This is a genomic window from Actinokineospora sp. PR83, from assembly GCF_021056305.1.
Taxonomy (GTDB): Bacteria; Actinomycetota; Actinomycetes; order Mycobacteriales; family Pseudonocardiaceae; genus Actinokineospora; species Actinokineospora spheciospongiae.
In genome coordinates, this window is the sequence record NZ_JAJCXD010000065.1 from 77,884 (window position 1) to 95,309 (window position 17,426).

13 protein-coding genes are annotated in these 17,426 nt (G+C 73.9%); all 13 read left to right on the forward strand.

Annotated elements, in window-relative coordinates; genetic code table 11:
- Positions 1–213: 213 nt before the first annotated feature.
- The 13 genes from L6E12_RS21850 to L6E12_RS21910 all read left to right on the forward strand — a co-directional run bounded on the left by L6E12_RS21850 (position 214) and on the right by L6E12_RS21910 (position 17,422).
- Entirely contained in the window at positions 214–1,446 is a 1,233-nt protein-coding gene (locus tag L6E12_RS21850; RefSeq protein WP_236229785.1) for an ATP-grasp domain-containing protein, read from the forward strand.
- Entirely contained in the window at positions 1,443–2,240 is a 798-nt protein-coding gene (locus tag L6E12_RS21855) for a hypothetical protein (RefSeq protein ID WP_236229786.1), read from the forward strand. Before L6E12_RS21850 ends, L6E12_RS21855 begins: the two co-directional genes overlap by 4 nt.
- Complete coding sequence (locus L6E12_RS21860) at positions 2,237–3,295, forward strand: PLP-dependent cysteine synthase family protein (RefSeq protein WP_374201924.1); 1,059 nt, start codon at positions 2,237–2,239, stop codon at positions 3,293–3,295. Before L6E12_RS21855 ends, L6E12_RS21860 begins: the two co-directional genes overlap by 4 nt.
- Complete coding sequence (locus tag L6E12_RS21865) at positions 3,292–4,299, forward strand: dipeptide epimerase (protein ID WP_236229787.1); 1,008 nt, start codon at positions 3,292–3,294, stop codon at positions 4,297–4,299. The genes L6E12_RS21860 and L6E12_RS21865 overlap by 4 nt, the downstream gene beginning before the upstream one ends.
- Positions 4,296–5,504: an MFS transporter gene (locus L6E12_RS21870; RefSeq protein WP_236229788.1), complete on the forward strand. Its 1,209-nt coding sequence runs from the start codon at positions 4,296–4,298 to the stop codon at positions 5,502–5,504. Before L6E12_RS21865 ends, L6E12_RS21870 begins: the two co-directional genes overlap by 4 nt.
- Positions 5,501–6,301 (forward strand): class I SAM-dependent methyltransferase, encoded by an 801-nt coding sequence (locus L6E12_RS21875; protein ID WP_236229789.1) that lies wholly within the window; start codon positions 5,501–5,503, stop codon positions 6,299–6,301. The genes L6E12_RS21870 and L6E12_RS21875 overlap by 4 nt, the downstream gene beginning before the upstream one ends.
- A gap of 9 nt (positions 6,302–6,310) precedes the next feature.
- Positions 6,311–7,843 (forward strand): ABC transporter substrate-binding protein, encoded by a 1,533-nt coding sequence (locus L6E12_RS21880; RefSeq protein ID WP_236229790.1) that lies wholly within the window; start codon positions 6,311–6,313, stop codon positions 7,841–7,843.
- A complete protein-coding gene (locus tag L6E12_RS21885) occupies positions 7,840–8,778 on the forward strand; it encodes an ABC transporter permease (protein WP_236229791.1) in 939 nt (312 codons plus the stop codon). The genes L6E12_RS21880 and L6E12_RS21885 overlap by 4 nt, the downstream gene beginning before the upstream one ends.
- Before the next feature lie 278 nt (positions 8,779–9,056).
- Entirely contained in the window at positions 9,057–11,351 is a 2,295-nt protein-coding gene (locus L6E12_RS21890) for an ATP-binding cassette domain-containing protein (protein ID WP_308075118.1), read from the forward strand.
- Positions 11,352–11,363: 12 nt separating this feature from the next.
- Positions 11,364–11,903: a GNAT family N-acetyltransferase gene (locus L6E12_RS21895; RefSeq protein ID WP_236229792.1), complete on the forward strand. Its 540-nt coding sequence runs from the start codon at positions 11,364–11,366 to the stop codon at positions 11,901–11,903.
- 134 nt (positions 11,904–12,037) lie between these two features.
- Positions 12,038–13,108 (forward strand): phenylalanine--tRNA ligase subunit alpha, encoded by a 1,071-nt coding sequence (pheS, locus tag L6E12_RS21900; RefSeq protein ID WP_035285145.1) that lies wholly within the window; start codon positions 12,038–12,040, stop codon positions 13,106–13,108.
- Positions 13,105–15,615 carry a phenylalanine--tRNA ligase subunit beta gene (gene pheT / locus L6E12_RS21905; RefSeq protein ID WP_236229793.1) on the forward strand — a complete coding sequence of 837 codons (2,511 nt, stop codon included), beginning with the start codon at positions 13,105–13,107 and terminating at the stop codon, positions 15,613–15,615. The genes pheS and pheT overlap by 4 nt, the downstream gene beginning before the upstream one ends.
- 193 nt (positions 15,616–15,808) lie before the next feature.
- A complete protein-coding gene (locus tag L6E12_RS21910) occupies positions 15,809–17,422 on the forward strand; it encodes an alpha/beta hydrolase (protein WP_236229794.1) in 1,614 nt (537 codons plus the stop codon).
- Positions 17,423–17,426: the final 4 nt, after the last annotated feature.

The window sequence follows — 17,426 nt, forward strand, 5'->3', positions numbered from 1 at the left end:
CCTTCCGGCGCCGCTGACCCCGCCGACCACCTCCGCGTTCGACGGTGGTCCGGTCGGCGGTGATCACCCCACCGCCCGGCTGTCACCGGCACTCGTGGCGTTCGCCTGGACGGCCCAATCGTGATCACTCATTCGAGTGGACGCACTTGTGCCCTTTGATCGACAATGATTATCATTCCGCCCCGATCGAACATCACCGAGCGAGGGAGCGACGTGGGGCACCTGTTGATGGTCGAGAGCTGGGTCGGGGCGATGAGTTCCCTGCTCCCGCGGGCGATCCGCGAGGCCGGGGGGCGGTTCACGTTCCTCACCCGGGACCTGCACCACTACCTGCGCTCCGCCCCCGCCACCCCCCACCCGCTGCTCGCCGCCGACAACGTCCTGACCGCGGACACCAACGACCTCGACACCCTCCTGCCCTACCTCGAACGGGTCCACGACGTCCTGCGCTTCGACGGCGTCATCACCTCCTGCGACTACTACCTGGAGACCGCCGCCCGCATCGCGCACCACCTGCGCCTGCCGGGCCCGGACCCCGACGCCGTCGACCGCGCCTACCGCAAGGACCTGACCCGGCAGGCGCTGCCCGACCTCGGGCCCGCGTTCGCGCTGACCGACACCGTCGAAGCCGCCCACGCCGAGGCCGAGCGGATCGGGTACCCGGTGGTGGTCAAGCCGGTCGACCTCTGCGCCGGGATGTTCGTGCGGGTGGCGGCCAACCCGGCGGAGCTGAAGGAGGCCGTCGAGGCGATCGAGGGCTTCCCGGTCAACGCGCGCGGGCAGCAGCGCAACCCGCTGGTGCTGCTGGAGGAATTCCTCGACGGACCCGAGTTCAGCGTGGAGACGGTGACCTTCGAGGGGAACACCCACGTGGTCGGGGTGACGGACAAGTCCGTCACCGGTTCCCCCTGGTTCGTCGAGAGTGGACACATGTTCCCGGCCGACCTGCCGGAGGAGACCACCGCGCTGATCGCCGAGACCGCGGTGGAAGCGGTGCGGCGCCTGGGTTTGGACCGGACCGTCGCGCACACCGAGATCAAGCTGACCGCCGCCGGTCCCCGGCTGGTGGAGGTGAACCCGCGCCCGGCGGGCAACCAGATCACCGAACTGGTCCGCCGCACCACCGGGATCGACCTGCCCATGGTCTACGCGCGCCTGGCGATGGGGGAGAACCCGGACCTGCGGCACGTCGACACCGGGGCGCGCAGCGCGGCGATCGGCTTCCTGCTGCCCGAGCGGCCCGGGACGATCGCCGCGATCGAGGGGGTGGACGCGCTGGGGCACGGCGACGTCGTCGACTGGGCCGTCAAGCCGGTCGGGCACGAGGCCGGGCCCGCCACCAGCAACAACCACTACCTGGGGCACGTCATGGTCGTCGACCGCGGGGCGGGCGCCCGGCGGCGGGCCGAGGAACTGGTCGGCGCCCTGTCGGTGACCTACTCGTGAGCCTCGACGCGCTGCTGCGGCGCGCGCTCGCCGGGGAACTGGGCCCGGACCCGGCCGATCAGCGGGTGAGCGTCGGCTTCACCACCCGGCAAGGGGTTCGCCACCCCGGCCGCGACGGGGGGTACCGCAACGAGGTGGTCAGCCTGCGGGTCGGCGCGGCCGTGGGGTCGTGCGCGGTGGAACCGGGGCGGATCACCGACGACGCGGTGTTCGAGTGCGTGGGCAGGCCCGTCGCGGAGCTGCTGGAGCACGCGGACCGCGCGGTGCGGGTGGCGGCGCTGGACGCGTACCTGATGGGTGTCCGCCCGCACGCGGACGTGGCCGAGACCATCACCGTCCCGGCGGGCGATTCGCTGACGAAGTCGTTGCACCGGGCGGAAACCGTGGTCGACCTGCTCGGTCCGGTCACCGGGCAGCGGGTCCTGGTCGTCGGCGTCGTCAACTCGCTCCTGCACCACCTCCGGCTGCGGCGGGTCGACTACACCCCCTGCGACCGCAAGGGCGGCACCACCGAGTGGGGCGAGCCGATCCTCCGCGACGCGGCCAAGGGGCTCACCGACTGCGACGCGATCCTGGCCTCCGGCATGACCCTCGGCGACGACGGCGTGGACCTCCTGCTCGACCACGCCCGCGCCACCGGCGTCCCGCTGGTGTTCTTCGCCCAGACCGGCAGCGCCGTGCTGCCCTGGTTCATCGGCGACGGCGCCACGGCCGTGTCCGCCGAGCCGTACCCGTTCTTCTGGCTCGACGGCGGCCCCACCCCGATCCACCGGTACCGGGCGGTGCCCGCGTGAACGCGAACCCGGCACTGCTCGACCTGGTCGGGCGCACCCCGCTGGCCCGGATCACCACCCCGCTGCCGCACGAGCACCCCGGCTTCTGGGCGAAGCTGGAATGCCTGGGCGCGGGCGGGATGAAGGCGCGCGCCGCCGTGTCGATGCTGCGCGCCGCCCGGACCAGGGGCGCGCTGCGCCCCGGCGCCACCGTCGTGGAGTCCACCAGCGGGACCCTCGGGCTGGGGCTGGCCTTCGCCGGTCAGGCGCTGGGGCACCCGGTGGTGCTGGTCGTCGACGACGAGCTCGAACCCGCCATGCGGGCGATGCTGCGCGCGCACGGGGCCCGGCTGGAGGTCGTGCGCCGACCGCACCCCCAGGGCGGCTGGCAGCAGGCCCGGCTGGAGCGGGTGCACGAGGTGCTGGCCGAGCTGCCCGGGGCGTTCTGGCCCGACCAGTACAACAACCCGGACAACCCGGCCGGGTACGCGTCCCTGGCCACCGAGCTGCTCGACCGTCTCGACCGCATCGACGTCCTGGTGTGCAGCGTCGGCACCGGCGGGCACAGCGCGGGCGTGGTGGCCGAGCTGCGCAGGCGGCGGCCGGGGGTGCGGCTGATCGGCGTCGACACCGTCGGCTCGACCATCTTCGGGCAGCCCGCGCTGCCCCGGGTCATGCGCGGGCTGGGCAGCAGCATCCACCCGCGCAACGTGGACTACCCGCAGTTCGACGAGGTGCACTGGCTGGGCCCGGTGGAGGTCGTCGACTCCTGCCGCAGGCTGGCCAGGGGCGCGTTCGTCACCGGCGGGTGGAGCACCGGCGCGGTGGCGCTGGTCGCGGCGTGGGCGGCGCGGGTGGAACCGTGGGCCGAGGTCGTCACGATCTTCCCCGACGGCGCCCACCGCTACCTGGACACGATCTTCGACGACGGGTTCTGCCGCGCCCGCGGGCTGTTCGGCAACCCCAGCGCGCACCCGGTGGAGGTGGCCGACCCGGCCGCGGTGACGGTGTCGGAGTGGGCCCGGTGCCGCGCGGTCGCCGATCCGCTCGCCGTGCGCGAGGCGGTGCCCGCGTGAAGCTGGTCTGGAGCACCCGGGAGCTGGTGCTGCGCGAGCCGTTCCGCATCTCCCGCTCGGTCATGGCCGGGCGGCAGGCGGTGGAGCTGACCCTGGAGCACGAGGGGCGGCTGGGCCACGGCGAGGTCGTGACCAGCGAGTACTTCCGCCTGGACGTCGACGGCATCGCCGCGGCGCTGACCGGTTGGCAGCGCGTGGTGGAGGCCGCGGCGACGCCGGAGCAGTTGCTCGACGCGCTGCCGCACGGGCCGCCCGGGGTGCGCGCCGCCGCCGACGCCGCGGTGCACGACCTGCTGGGCAAGCGGGCCGGGGTGCCCACGCACGCGCTGTTCGACAGTCCGGAGTGGACGGCCGTGCCGACGGCCTACACGATCGGCTTGTCCTCGCCGCAGGACGCGGCGGCCAAGGCGGGGGCCCTGGTGGCCCAGGGGTTCTCCGTGCTCAAGGTCAAAGCGGGCGACGAGCACGACCTGGCCAGGCTGACCGCGGTCCGGGCCGCCGCCCCGGAAGCCCGGCTGCTGCTCGACCCGAACGGCGCCTGGACCCCCGAGCACACCGTGCGCTTCCTGGAACGCACCGCCGACCTGCTGCTCGACGCCGTGGAGCAGCCGATCGCCCCGGGCACCCCGGACCGGCTCGCCTGGGTCGGCGCCCGCTCCCCGGTGCCGCTGATCGCCGACGAGGACGCGAGCACCCTCGACGACGTGCGCGGGCTGGTCGGCGCCGTCGACGGCATCAACGTCAAGCTGGCCAAGTGCGGCGGGCTGCGGGCCGCCCGGGAGATCGTCACCGCCGCCCGCGGCGCCGGGATGGACGTCATGCTGGGCTGCCTGGTCGCCAGCTCGCTGGGCATCGCCCCGGCCGTGCAGCTCACCCCGCACGCCCGCTGGGTCGACCTCGACGGGCACCTGCTGCTGGCCCGCGACCCGTGGACCGGGCTCGGCGGCGAGGACGGCACGCTGCGGCTCAGCGGCCGGGCGGGCCTGGGGGTCGTCCGCCGATGAGGCGCTTCCCCCCGGCCGTGCGACTGCTGCTGGTCAACCAGTTCGGCGTCAACGCGGGCTTCTACCTGCTGATCCCGTACCTGGCCACCTACCTCACCGAGGACATCGGGCTGACCATCGCCACCGTCGGCTTGGTGCTCGGGGCGCGCAACCTCAGCCAGCAGGGCCTGTTCCTGCTCGGCGGCACCGCCTCCGACCGGCTCGGCGCCCGCGGGGTGATCATCGCGGGCTGCGGCCTGCGGGCGGTGGGGTTCGGGCTGTTCGCCGTGGGGGAGTCGCTGCCGGTGCTGCTGGCCGCCGCCGTGCTCAGCGGGCTGGCCGGGGCGCTGTTCAACCCGGCGGTGCGCGCCTACATCTCCCTGGAGGTCGGGGAGGGGCAGCGGGCGGACGCGTTCGCGCTGTTCAACGTCTTCGCCCAGACCGGCGCCCTGGTCGGCCCGGTGCTCGGCGCGGCGCTGCTGCTCGTCGACTTCCGGGTCTCGGCCGTCGTCGCGGCCGGGATCTTCGCGGCGCTGACCGTCGCGCAGGCGCTGGTCCTGCCCGCCAGGGCCGTGCCGCCCGCACCGGGGACGGTGTGGGCGGACGTGCGCGAGTGCCTGGGCAACAAGCGGTTCGTGGCGTTCACGCTGGCGCTGAGCGGGATGTTCGCGTTGCAGAACCAGCTCTACCTCGTCCTGCCGGTCGAGGCGCGCAGGCTGACCGGGACGCCCGCGTCGGTCGCGGCGCTGTTCATCGCCTCGACCGTGGTGACGCTGCTCGCGCAGGTGCGGATCACCCGGGCGCTGGCCGACCGGCCGCGCGGGTGGTCGATCGCCCTCGGGCTGGTGCTGATGGGGCTGGCGTTCGCCGCCCCGGCGCTGGCGTACCTGTGGCCGTCACCGGGGGCGGTGTGGCCGGGGCTGGTGCCGGTGTTGATCGCGGCGGTGCTGCTGGCGGTGGGGTTGGCGGTGGCCCAGCCGTTCGTCTACGAGCTGATCCCCGCCTTCGGCGCCGAGCGGGTCACCGGGACCTACTTCGGCGTGTTCTACCTCGGGTCCGGGGCGGTCGCGGCGGTCAGCACCGTGGTCGTCGGCTGGGCGGGGGAGGGCCGCCACGGCTGGGCGGCGTCGGTGCTGTGCCTGCTGCTCGGGATCGGCGGCGCGGTCGGCGTGCTGCTGCTGGACCGCCGAGGCGCGCTGGCGCCGGAACCGGAGAGGGTGGCATGAGCAACTTCCTGACCGACAACCCGGCCATCTACGAGCGGCAGTTCCCCGACCCCGAGCACCGCGCCGCCCGGTTCGCCCACGACGTGCTCGCCCGCTTCGGCGCCTCCCGGCCCCTGCGCGTCCTGGACCTGGGCTGCGGCACCGGCCGCGACGCCGGGCACCTGGCCGCCCTCGGCCACGAGGTCGTCGGCCTGGACTCCTCGCGGGCCATGCTGGAGTACGCCACCGCCCACCACTCGGCCGCGACCTTCGTCGAGGGCGACCTGCGCGACTTCGACCTCGGCCGGGAGTTCGACGCCATCACCTGCCTCGACAGCGCCCTGCTCTACTGCCACACCAACGACGACCTGAACGCCTGCCTGGACCGCTGCCACCGGCACCTGGTGCCCGGCGGGCTGCTCGTCGCCGAGATGCGCAACGGGGCGTTCTTCCTGGCCGGGACCCCCGGCAACACCGACCTGCTCGACGGCGTCCGCACCCGGACCGTGACCGTCGACGGCGTGCCGCACACCTCGCACACGAGGCTGTACCTCGACCACGCCGAGCAGCTGCTGCGCAGGCACCGGGTCTGGGAGTGGCCGGGGCAGACCGAGCCGCTCGCCCAGGACTCCGCCTGGCGGCTGCTGTTCCCGCAGGAGCTGCGCGCCTTCTGCGACCGCGCGGGCTTCGACGTGCCCGCCCTGTTCGACAGCCCAGGACCCCGCACCGACGAGCCCTGGCGCCCCGACGCGCCGCTGTCCTCCGGCCTGACCGGCGACCGCCTGCACCTGGTCGCCCGCAGGCGTCCCCACCGGTAAGGAACCCCCATGATCGACCGTCGTCTCTTCCTCGGCCTCACCGCCGGGGCGTCCCTGGCCGCCCTCACCGGGTGCGGTTCACCCGGCGGGGGCTCCGGCAGCGCCGCGGGCGAGCCGCGCCGGGGCGGCAGGCTGCGCGCCGCCTTCGCCGGTGGCGGCGCCAAGGAGGTGCTGGACCCGCACCTGGCCAACCTGTTCGTCGAGGCGGCCCGGTCCAAGGCCCTCTACGACAAGCTCGCCGACCTCGGCGACGACGCCGCGCCGGTGCCCAGGCTGGCGGAGCGGTGGGAGCCAAGCGCGGACCTGACCCGCTGGCGGATCACCCTGCGCAAGGCGGTGTTCCACGACGGCAAGCCGGTGCGCCCGCAGGACGTGCTCGCCAGCTACGCCCGGATCATGGACCCCAAGCGCGCCTTCCGGGCCAAGGCCAGCCTGTCGCTGATCGACCTGGCCAACAGCCGCGCCGTCGACGACCGGACCGTGGAGTTCGCGCTGACCAGGCCGTTCGCCGAGTTCCCCAACGCACTCGCGTCGTTCTCCGCCTACATCATCCCGGAATCCACCGAGGACTTCACCAAGCCGGTCGGGTCCGGCCCCTTCCGGTTCGGCACGTTCACCCCGGGCCGCTCCACCCTGCTGACCCGCAACGCCGACTACTGGGAGAACCCGCCGCACCTCGACGAGCTGGAGTTCGTGCTCGCCAACGAGGAGTCGGCCAGGATCAACGCGCTGCTGGGCGGGCAGGTCGAGTACGCCCACGACCTGTCCCCGGTCACCGCCCGCAGCCACGAGGGCCGCGGCCTGTCGATCCTGCGCGCCCCCAACTCCGGCATCCAGGCCTTCGCCATGAAGGTCGACCGCCCGCCGTTCGACAACCGCGACCTGCGCGAGGCGATGTTCCTGCTGACCGACCGCCAACAGCTCGTCGACAGCACCCTCTCCGGCGCGGGACAGGTCGGCAACGACCTGTTCGGCAAGGGCTTCAAGTACTACGCCGAGGACATCCCGCAGCGCACCCGCGACCTCGACCGGGCCCGGTGGCTGATCAACCGCGCGGGCGCGCAGGGGCTGGCGGTGCGGCTGGACACCAGCACGGCCGCCACCGGCTTCGTCGAGGCCGCGACGGTGTTCGCCGAGCAGGCCCGCGCCGCGGGCCTTGACGTGCAGGTCGCGGTGGGCGACAAGGACACCTACTGGGCGAACTCGCTCAAGAACGGCTCGCTGACCAGCTTCCGCTCCGGCGCCATGCCCATCGAGTCGCACATCTCCGGCCGCCTGCTGTCCTCGTCGACCACCAACACCACCAAGTGGACCCGCCCGGAGTTCGACGCCCTCTACGACAAGGCCGTGTCCACAACGGACGAATCGGCCCGCGCCGCGGCCTACGGCGAGATGCAGCGCGTCCTGCACGCCGAGGGCGGCTACCTCATCTGGGGCCAGGCCGACTGGATCGTCGGCACCGCCGCGAAGGTCGGCGGGGTCCGCACGGCACCGGCCAACACCCTGGACTGGGCCCGCTTCGACACGGTGTGGCTGGGGTGAGCAGCTACCTGGGTCGCCGCGCACTCCTCGGCCTGGCGCAGGTCCTCACCCTCGCCGTGGCGGTCTTCCTCCTGGTCGAGGCCCTCCCCGGCGACGCCGCCGTCGCCCTCGCCGGCGACGACCCGGACCCGGGGCGGATCGAGCGCATCCGCGTGTCCCTCGGCCTCGACCGCCCGATCCCCGAGCGCCTCCTGGACTGGCTCGCCGCCCTGGCCCACGGCGACCTGGGCACCTCGGTCGTGTCGGGCCGGGCGGTGACCGACATCATCGGCTCGGGCCTCGGCGTCACCGCCACCCTCGCCGGGGCGACGCTGGTGCTGCTGGTGCCGCTGGCGGTCGGCCTGGGCGTGCTCGCCGCCCGGCGCCCCGGCAGCAGGCTCGACCGCGGGCTGACGGCGGTGTTCATCGGCCTGCACGCCGTACCGGAATTCGCCCTGGCGATCCTGCTGGTGGCGGTCTTCGGCATCGGCCTCGGCTGGCTGCCGCCCACGGCGGTGGGCGTGGACCCGCTGCTGGACCCGGTGGTGCTCCTGCTGCCGCTGGTCGTGCTCCTGGCCCGCCCGGTGTGCTCCATCAGCCGCCTGGTCCGCGCCTCGATGATCACCGCCAACGGGGCCGAATACGTGCGCCACGCCCACCGCCTCGGCCTGTCCGGGCGGCGGGTCCGGCTCGCGCACGCCCTCCCCAACGCCCTGGCCCCCGCCGCCACCCAACTGGCCCGCACCACCGACTGGCTGCTGGGCGGGGTGGTCGTGGTGGAAGCGGTGTTCGTCCTGCCCGGCGTCGGCACGATCCTGGTGGACGCGGTGGCGGCGCGGGACCTGCCGGTGGTGCAGGGACTGGCACTGCTGTTCGCCACCACGACGGTGACGGTGAACCTGATGGCTGACGCGCTGTCGTTTCGACTGGCGCCACGGGCGGGGGTGGGGGTGTGATGTCCGGAGTGGAGGGTGCCGGTCCCGGTGGGCCGGACCGGTCGGGTGCTCGTTCGGCGGATGCCGCTGCCGGTGAGGGGAGTGTGGTCGACGTGGCTGCCGGGCCTGCCGTCGGAGTGCGCGCGGCGCGCGCTGACCGCGGGAGTGCCCTTGGTCGCATCGAGGGGGTTGGGAGCGCGGCTGGTGGGACTGTGGCCGGTGTGGACTCGGTGGATGCCGGTGGCAGCACCGGCGCAGGTGGCACTGGTGCGGGCGCTGTTGGTTCCGGTGGTGCTCAGGTGGCGGGTGCTGCGGGCGGGGGCGGCTGGGTGAAGCGGGTGGTTCCCCTGGTGCTGGTGGGGGTGCCGCTGCTGGTGGCCGTGTTCGGGCCGCTGTTCGTCGGGGAGGTTTCGCGGTCGGTGGCGTTCTCCACCGAGGGGGTGCTGGGGACCGACTTCGTCGGGCGGGATGTGTTCGAGCAGGTGCTGCTGGGTGGGCGGACCGTGGTGCTGGTGGCTCTGGTGGCCACCGGGTTGGCCTACGCGCTGGGGATCCCGCTGGCGCTGGTGGCGGCGACCTCGCGCAGGCGGTGGGTGGACGAGGTGCTGATGCGCCCGCTGGACCTGGTGCTGGCCGTGCCCTCGCTGCTCGTCCTGGTGCTGGTGGCCGGGCTCAGCTCGCCGGGGACCGCGACGCTGGTGGGGGTCGTGGTGGTGGTGCTGGTGCCGGAGGTGGCCAGGGTGGTGCGGGCGGCCGCGCTGCCCGCCGCGTCCGGGCCGGTGGTGGAGGCCATGCGGATGCAGGGCGAGGGGTGGTGGCGGACCTCCGGCGGGTACGTGGGGCGGTCCGTGCTGCCCACCGTGGTCGCCGACCTCGGCGTGCGGTTCACCTCCTCGGTGTACCTGGTGGCCTCGGCGGCGTTCCTGGGCGTCGGCGTGGCCCCGGACGCCTCGGACTGGGCGGTGATGGTGGACCGGAACCAGGGTGGGAGCTACCTGGTGCCCTGGGCGGTCGTCGTCCCCGCCCTGCTGATCGTGTCCCTGTCCGTCGGCGTCAACCTCCTCTTCGACGCCCACTCCACCGCCACCCCGCGTGCCGGGGGGCGGCGGACTCCGCGCGCCGTGGCCGACGACCCCGCCGCTGCCCCACCCGTGGTCACGCCGACCCCCGCCACCTCGCCCGCGGATGCGCCTCCCACCGGCACCCCGCCTGTGGACAACCCGGCTTCGAGCGGCGAATCGCGTCAGACCCCCGCGGTTGGATCGATTCGGGGGCTCCAGCGCACGGATGATCTTGCGGGCAGCGGGCTCGCGGCCCGGGTGCGCGACCTCCGCGTGGTCGTCGACGGCCGCCCGGTCGTGGACGGGGTGAGCTTCGAGCTGCCAGCCGGGAAGGTCCTCGCCCTGGTCGGGGAGTCCGGCAGCGGCAAGACCACCACCGCGCTCGCCCTCCTCGGCGAGGCCCCGGGCGACGTCCACGGCGACGTCGCCACCGCCGGGTTCGTCGGGTTCGTGCCGCAGCACCCCTCGACCGTGCTCAACCCCGTGCGCCGGATCGGCGGTGTGCTGCGGGAGGTCGTCCGCGCCCGCAAGCCGGGGACCGACCCCGGTCCCGTCGTCCGCGACGTCCTCACCCGGGTCGGTCTGGACTCCGCGTGGAGGTTCCGCCGCAGGCTGCCGCACCAGCTCTCCGGCGGGCAGCAGCAGCGGTTGGTGCTGGCCCAGACCCTCATCGGCGACCCGGCCGTGGTGATCGCCGACGAGCCGACCACCGGGCAGGACTCGCTGAGCCGGGGCGAGGTGGCCGCGCAGCTCAAGGGCCTCGCCGACCGCGGTGTCGGCGTCCTGCTCCTGTCGCACGACCTCGACCTGGTCGACGAACTCGCCGACGACGTCCTCACCCTGCACGCGGGCGTCCCCACCGAGACCCGCCCACCCGAGCCCACCCCGACCCCCGCCCCCAAGCCGCCGCCCACCGGGCCGACCGTGCTCAGCGTCGACGGCCTCAGCGTCGGCTACCGGCGCAACCGCGTGCTCGACGGCGTCAGCCTCCGCCTGGCCGCGGACGAGTGCGTGGCCATCACCGGGCGCTCCGGGCAGGGCAAGACCACCCTCGCCCGCGCCATCGCCGGGCTGCACCGGCCCAGCGCGGGCACCATCACCGTCGACGGCGGCGTGCAGTACGTCTTCCAGGACGCCCGCCTGTCCTTCGACGACCGCAGGCCCGTGCTCGACCAGGTCGCCCGCACCGCCGTGCGCCTGCGCGGGCTGTCCACACCGGACGCGCGGGACGAGGCCGCCGCCCTGCTGCGCACCCTCGGCCTCGACCGGGCCACCGCGGCCCGGCGACCCGGTGCGCTCTCCGGCGGCGAGCTGCGGCGGGCCGCGCTGGCGCGGGCGCTGCTGGCGCGGCCGCGCGTCCTGGTGTGCGACGAGATCACCGCGGGCCTCGACGCCCGCACCCGGCGGGTGGTCCTCGACCACCTCGCCGACCTGGACCTGGCCCTGGTCGTGGTGACCCACGACGAGGCCGCGGTCGCCCGACTGGCCGACCGCACCCTGGCCGTCCAGGAGGGCGGCCTGCACAACCGGTAGAAGGATCAACCCATGCGCTACGACCTGCGCCAAGCCCGCCCGGACGACCTCGACGGCGCGCGCTCCGTCATCCTCGACACGCTCTACCGAGACCTGGGCTACGGGTACACGCCCGCCTGGCACGGCGACGTCATCGACCTCGACGGCGCCTACCTGCGCACCCCCCGGCACGCGCTGTTCGTCGCCGCGCTGACCCACGACGACGGCCGCGAGGAGGTGGTGGCGACCACCGCCGTGCGGGCGGTCGCCCCGACCAGCCCGCCGCACCCGGCCTGGCTGGCCGAGCGCTACCCGGCGGGGCGCACCGCGCAGCTCTTCCGCGTCTACGTGCGCCCCGAGCACCGCAGGCACGGGCTGGCCAGGGGCCTGGTCGACCTGGCCACCCGGTTCGTCGCCGACACCCCCGGCTACGACGTGCTCTGCCTGCACACCGACACCAGGGTCGAGGGCGCCGAGGCGTTCTGGCGGTCGGTGGCCAAGGAGATCCACGACGGCCGCGACGGCGACCCCACCCGGTTCCAGACCGTCCACTTCGAGATCCCCTTCGGCTGAGCCCGCCAGGGGAAACGCCGCAGGTGGAACTCGGTTCAGGTGCCGGAGGCCGATCACCTAGGATCGAGTTGTTCACCCGGCCGACCGGGTGCGCGTCAGGCCGCATAGGACCCCCGGGGAGCTGTCCACCAACCATGTCCGGAGCCAACGACCCGTACGACCCGAAGGAGGTCGCGGCGCTCGCGCCGGAGACGCTCCAGGCCGCCGTCGGCACCGCCCGCGAGGCGTTCGCCGCCGCGACCGACCTGGACGCGCTCGCCGCGGCCAAGCCCGCCCACCTCGGCGACAAGTCGCCCCTGCTGCTGGCCCGCCGGGAGATCGGCGCGCTGCCGCCCAAGGCGCGCTCCGAGGCGGGCAAGCGGGTCAACGAGGCGCAGACCGAGATCAAGGCCGCGTTCGACGAGCGGCTGGCCCGGTTGCAGGCCGAGCGGGACGAGCGGGTCCTGCGGGAGGAGGGCGTCGACGTCACCCTCCCGTGGGACCGCGCCCCGCGCGGCGCCCGGCACCCGCTGACCACGCTGTCGGAGCGGATCGCCGACGTGTTCGTCGGCATGGGCTACGAGATCGCCGAGGGGCCCGAGCTGGAGGCGGAGTGGTTCAACTTCGACGCCCTCAACTTCGGCAAGGACCACCCGGCGCGCACCATGCAGGACACCTTCTACGTCGCGCCGGAGGACTCCGGGCTGGTGCTGCGCACGCACACCTCCCCGGTGCAGGTCCGCGCGCTGCTGGAGCGCGACCTGCCGGTCTACGTCGTCTGCCCCGGTCGCACGTTCCGCACCGACGAGCTCGACGCCACCCACACCCCGGTGTTCCACCAGGTGGAGGGGCTGGCCATCGACAAGGGCCTGACCATGGCCCACCTCAAGGGCACCCTGGACGCGTTCGCCAAGGCCATGTTCGGCGACGAGGCGAAGGTGCGGCTGCGGCCGTCGTTCTTCCCGTTCACCGAGCCCTCCGCCGAACCCGACGTGTGGTTCGCCGAGAAGAAGGGCGGCGCGGGCTGGGTCGAGTGGGGCGGCTGCGGCATGGTCAACCCCAACGTCCTGCGCGCCTGCGGCGTCGACCCGGACGTCTACACCGGGTTCGCCTTCGGCATGGGCCTCGAGCGCACGCTCCAGTTCCGCAACGGCATCCCCGACATGCGCGACATGGTCGAGGGCGATGTCCGGTTCACCCTTCCCTTCGGCACGGAGGCCCAGTGAGGATCCCCGTAAGCTGGCTCACCCAGCAGCTCGAACTCTCCGGTGAGCACCGGGACCTCGACGCCGAGCAGATCGCCGCGGCGTTCACCCGGGTCGGCCTGGAGGTCGAGGAGGTCAGCCCGCTCGGCCCGGTCACCGGTCCGGTCGTGGTCGGCCGCGTGGTCTCCATCGAGGAGCTGACCGAGTTCAAGAAGCCCATCCGGTTCTGCGTGGTCGAGGTCGGCGAGACCGACGACGGCGCACCGGAGACCACCGAGGTCGTCTGCGGCGCCCGCAACTTCGTCGAGGGCGACCTGGTCGTGGTGGCGCTGCCCGGGGCGGTGCTGCCCGGTGACTTCGCCATCGCCTCCCGCAAGACCTACGGCCGGGTCAGCAACGGCATGATCTGCTCGGCCTCGGAGCTGGGCCTCGGCGACGACCACAGCGGCATCATGGTGCTGCCCAGCGGGGAGAACTCCGACGTCGAGCCCGGTGACGACGCGATCGAGCTGCTGGAGCTGACCGACACCGTCATCGAGCTGGCGCTGACCCCCGACCGCGGCTACTGCTTCTCGGTGCGCGGCCTGGCCAGGGAGCTGGCCTGCGCGCTGGACCAGCGGCTGCTCGACCCGGCGGCGATCGACGTGCCCGCCGCCGAGGGCCCGTCCACGCCGGTCACCGTCACCGACGAGCAGGCGTGCCCGCGGTTCGTGCTGCGCCGGGTGACCGGGGTCGACCCGACCGCGCCGACGCCGTTCTGGATCCGCAGGCGGCTGATGCTCGCGGGCATCCGCTCCATCTCCCTGGCCGTCGACGTCACCAACTACGTGATGCTCGAACTCGGCCAGCCGATGCACGCCTTCGACACCGCCAAGCTCAGCGGCGGGCTCACCGTCCGCCGGGCCACCGCGGGGGAGAAGCTGACCACCCTCGACGGCGCCACCCGCGCGCTGGACCCGGACGACATCGTCATCGCCGACGACTCCGGGCCGGTCTCGCTGGCGGGCGTCATGGGCGGGGCGAGCACCGAGGTGACGCCGGAGAGCACCGACATCCTGCTCGAAGCCGCCGTGTGGGACCCGGCCTCGATCGCCCGCGCGGTCCGCAGGCACAAGCTGCCGTCGGAGGCGTCCAAGCGCTTCGAGCGGGTCGTCGACCCGGCGCTGGCGCCCGCCGCCCTGGAGCGCGCGGCCCGGCTGCTGCGCGACTACGGCGACGGCACGATCCACCCCGGCCGCACCGACGTCGGCCACCCGGCGCTGCCCGCGCCGGTCGTGATGGCCATGGACCTGCCCGACCGGGTCGCCGGGGTGCGCTACGACCGCGGCGTGACCGCAGGCCGCCTGCAGCAGATCGGCTGCCGGGTCGAGGTGGGCGCCGCCGACGACGGCACGCCCACCGTCACCGCGTACCCGCCGAGCTGGCGCGCGGACCTCAACCAGCCCGCGGACCTGGTGGAGGAGGTGCTGCGGTTGCAGGGCTACGACACCATCCCGGCGGTGCTGCCCAAGGCGCCGTCCGGCCGCGGCCTGACCGCCGCGCAGCGCCGCCGCCGCCAGGTGTCGCGGACGCTGGCCGAGCACGGGTTCGTCGAGGTGCTGCCGTTCCCGTTCGTCTCCCCGACGGCCTGGGACGCCCTCGGCCTCGACGCCGACGACCCGCGCAGGCGCACGGTGAAGGTGCTCAACCCGCTGGAGTCCGACCGCGACGAGCTGGCCACCACGCTGCTGCCCGGTCTGCTGGACACGGTGGTGCGCAACGTGTCCCGGGGCGCCCGCGAGGTGTCGCTGTTCCACGTCGGGCAGGTCGTGCTCCCGCGCGCCCAGCAGTCCCCGATGCCGTCGGTCGGCGTCGCCGGGCGCCCCTCCGGACCGGAGGTCGCCGCCCTCGACGCCGCGCTGCCCGCGCAGCCCACGCACGTCGCGGTGGTGCTGGCCGGGCCGCGGGTCCGCGCGGGCTGGTGGGGCAAGGCCGAACAGGCAGACTGGGCCGACGCGGTGCAGGCCGCCCGGCTGGTCGCCGAGGCCGCCGGGGTGGAGCTGACCGTCACCCAGGGCGACACCGCGCCGTGGCACCCGGGCCGCTGCGCCCAGCTCCGGGTGGGCGACTTCCCGGTGGGGCACGCGGGCGAGCTGCACCCGAAGGTCGTGGAGGCGTTCGGGCTGCCCAAGCGCACCTGCGCCATGGAACTCGACCTCGACCTGCTGCCGCTGGTGGAGCGCAGGCCGGTGCCGAAGGTCTCGCCGTACCCGCCGGTCCTGCTGGACGTGGCGCTGGTCGTCGAGGACTCGGTCCCGGTCGGCGAGCTGACCCGCACGCTGCGCTCCGGCGGGGGAGACCTGCTGGAGGAGCTGAGCCTGTTCGACGTCTTCACCGGTGAGCAGGTCGGCGAGGGCAAGCGGTCGCTGGCGTACTCGCTGCGCTTCCGCGCGGCCGACCGGACGCTGACGGTCGAGGAGGCCACCGCGGCCCGCGACGCCGCCGTGGCCGCGGCCGCGGAACGCCACGGGGCCGCGCTGCGCGGCTGACTGCGCTGAACAGCCCACGACGGTGGGGGGTGCCCGCGGGCGCCCCCCACCGTCTTTTTCGGACACCCGCCCCCAAACCCCCACCGGGACGCGGAATTCCTCCGAACGGCTATTCCCAACAGCCGTGTCGAGGGGCAGCATCGAGCGGTCCGTCGCGGAGAGTGGACCGGACAGCGCGAGAAAGGGGCAGCAGTTGAGGAAAATCGTGGCGATCGCCGCCGCGGTCGGTGTCGTGGTCGGGGGTGTTGCCCTGGCGCCCACCGTCTCGGCCACGCCCGCCGAGGCCGTGCCCGCCCAGGTGGCCTACGACCCGGCGCCGATCGCGTGGGGCACCTGCGCGAGCGCGGCGCTGGCCCGCCGCGGCGCGGAGTGCGGGTTCCTGGAGGTGCCGCTGGACTACGCGAGGCCCACCGGCACGAAGATCAAGATCGCGGTGTCCCGGATCAAGGCGAAGGTGGCGCGGGAGCAGTACCAGGGCGTCATGATCACCAACCCGGGTGGTCCCGGCGGGTCCGGCCTGACGCTGTCGGTGCTCGGTGAGTTCGTGCCGGACGGCGCGGGCTTGGCCTACGACTGGATCGGCTTCGACCCGCGCGGCGTCGGCTCCAGCCGGCCGTCCCTGTCCTGCGACGGGAACTACTTCTCCTACAACCGGCCGTTCTACGTCCCGGTGACCCCGGAGTTGGAGAAGACCTGGCTCGACCGGTCCAAGGGCTACTCCGCCGCCTGCGGCGCGGCGGGCGGTGACCTGCTCGACCACGTCAAGACCACCGACACGGTCAACGACGTCGACGTGCTGCGCAAGGCCCTCGGCCAGCAGCAGATCAACTACTACGGGTTCTCCTACGGCACCTACCTGGGCCAGGTCTACGCGACCCTGTACCCGGAGCGGGTGCGCCGGATGGTGCTCGACGGCAACGTCGACGCGCGCAAGGTCTGGTACGAGGCGAACCTCGTGCAGGACGTGGCGTTCGACAAGAACATGTCGATCTACTTCGACTGGATCGCCGAGCACGACGCGGTCTACCACCTGGGCACCAGCGGCAAGGACGTGCAGAAGCTGTTCTACGTCCAGCAGGCCAAGCTGCTCAAGGAACCCGCGGGCGGCGTCATCGGCCCCGACGAGTGGGTGGACATCTTCCTGCCCGCGGGCTACTACGTCTTCGGCTGGGAGGGCATCGCCGAAGCGTTCTCCGCGTGGGTGAACAACGGCGACTTCAGCGGGCTCAAGGCCCTCTACGACTCGGCCAACGGCCAGGGCCCGGGCAGCGACAACGGTTTCGCCATGTACCTCGCCGTCCAGTGCACCGACGTGCAGTGGCCGACGAGCTGGAACCGGTGGCGGGCCGACAACTGGAGGACCTTCCTGCGCGCCCCGTTCGAGACCTGGGGCAACGCCTGGTTCAACGCACCGTGCCTGACCTGGCCCGCGAAGGCGGGCAAGCCGGTCAAGGTCGACGGCCGGAAGGCGCCGGGCATCCTGCTGATCAGCGAGACCCTCGACGCGGCGACCCCGTTCGAGGGCAGCCTGGAAACCCGCGCGCGGTTCCCGAAATCGTCGCTGGTCGAGGGCGTCGGCGGCACCACGCACGCCGGTTCGCTCAACGGCGTGTCCTGTGTGGACAACCTGGTGGCCGCCTACCTGGCCACCGGCGAGCTGCCCGCGCGCAAGCCGGGCCGCGTCTCCGACAGCAAGTGCGACCCGGTGCCGCGGCCGGACCCACAGGCGACCGCGCGCCAGCGCACCGCCGGTGCCGACATCACCCGCGGCGACCTGCAGGAGCTGATCGCGGGCGCCCGCCCCTGATCGG

Bases quoted from the DNA above. Each gene is read 5' to 3' on its own strand.
- L6E12_RS21870 (WP_236229788.1), top strand. From the start codon at position 4,296: ATGAGGCGCTTCCCCCCGGCCGTGCGACTGCTGCTGGTCAACCAGTTC.
- L6E12_RS21875 (WP_236229789.1), top strand. From the start codon at position 5,501: ATGAGCAACTTCCTGACCGACAACCCGGCCATCTACGAGCGGCAGTTC.
- L6E12_RS21880 (WP_236229790.1), top strand. From the start codon at position 6,311: ATGATCGACCGTCGTCTCTTCCTCGGCCTCACCGCCGGGGCGTCCCTG.
- L6E12_RS21895 (WP_236229792.1), top strand. From the start codon at position 11,364: ATGCGCTACGACCTGCGCCAAGCCCGCCCGGACGACCTCGACGGCGCG.
- pheS (WP_035285145.1), top strand. From the start codon at position 12,038: ATGTCCGGAGCCAACGACCCGTACGACCCGAAGGAGGTCGCGGCGCTC.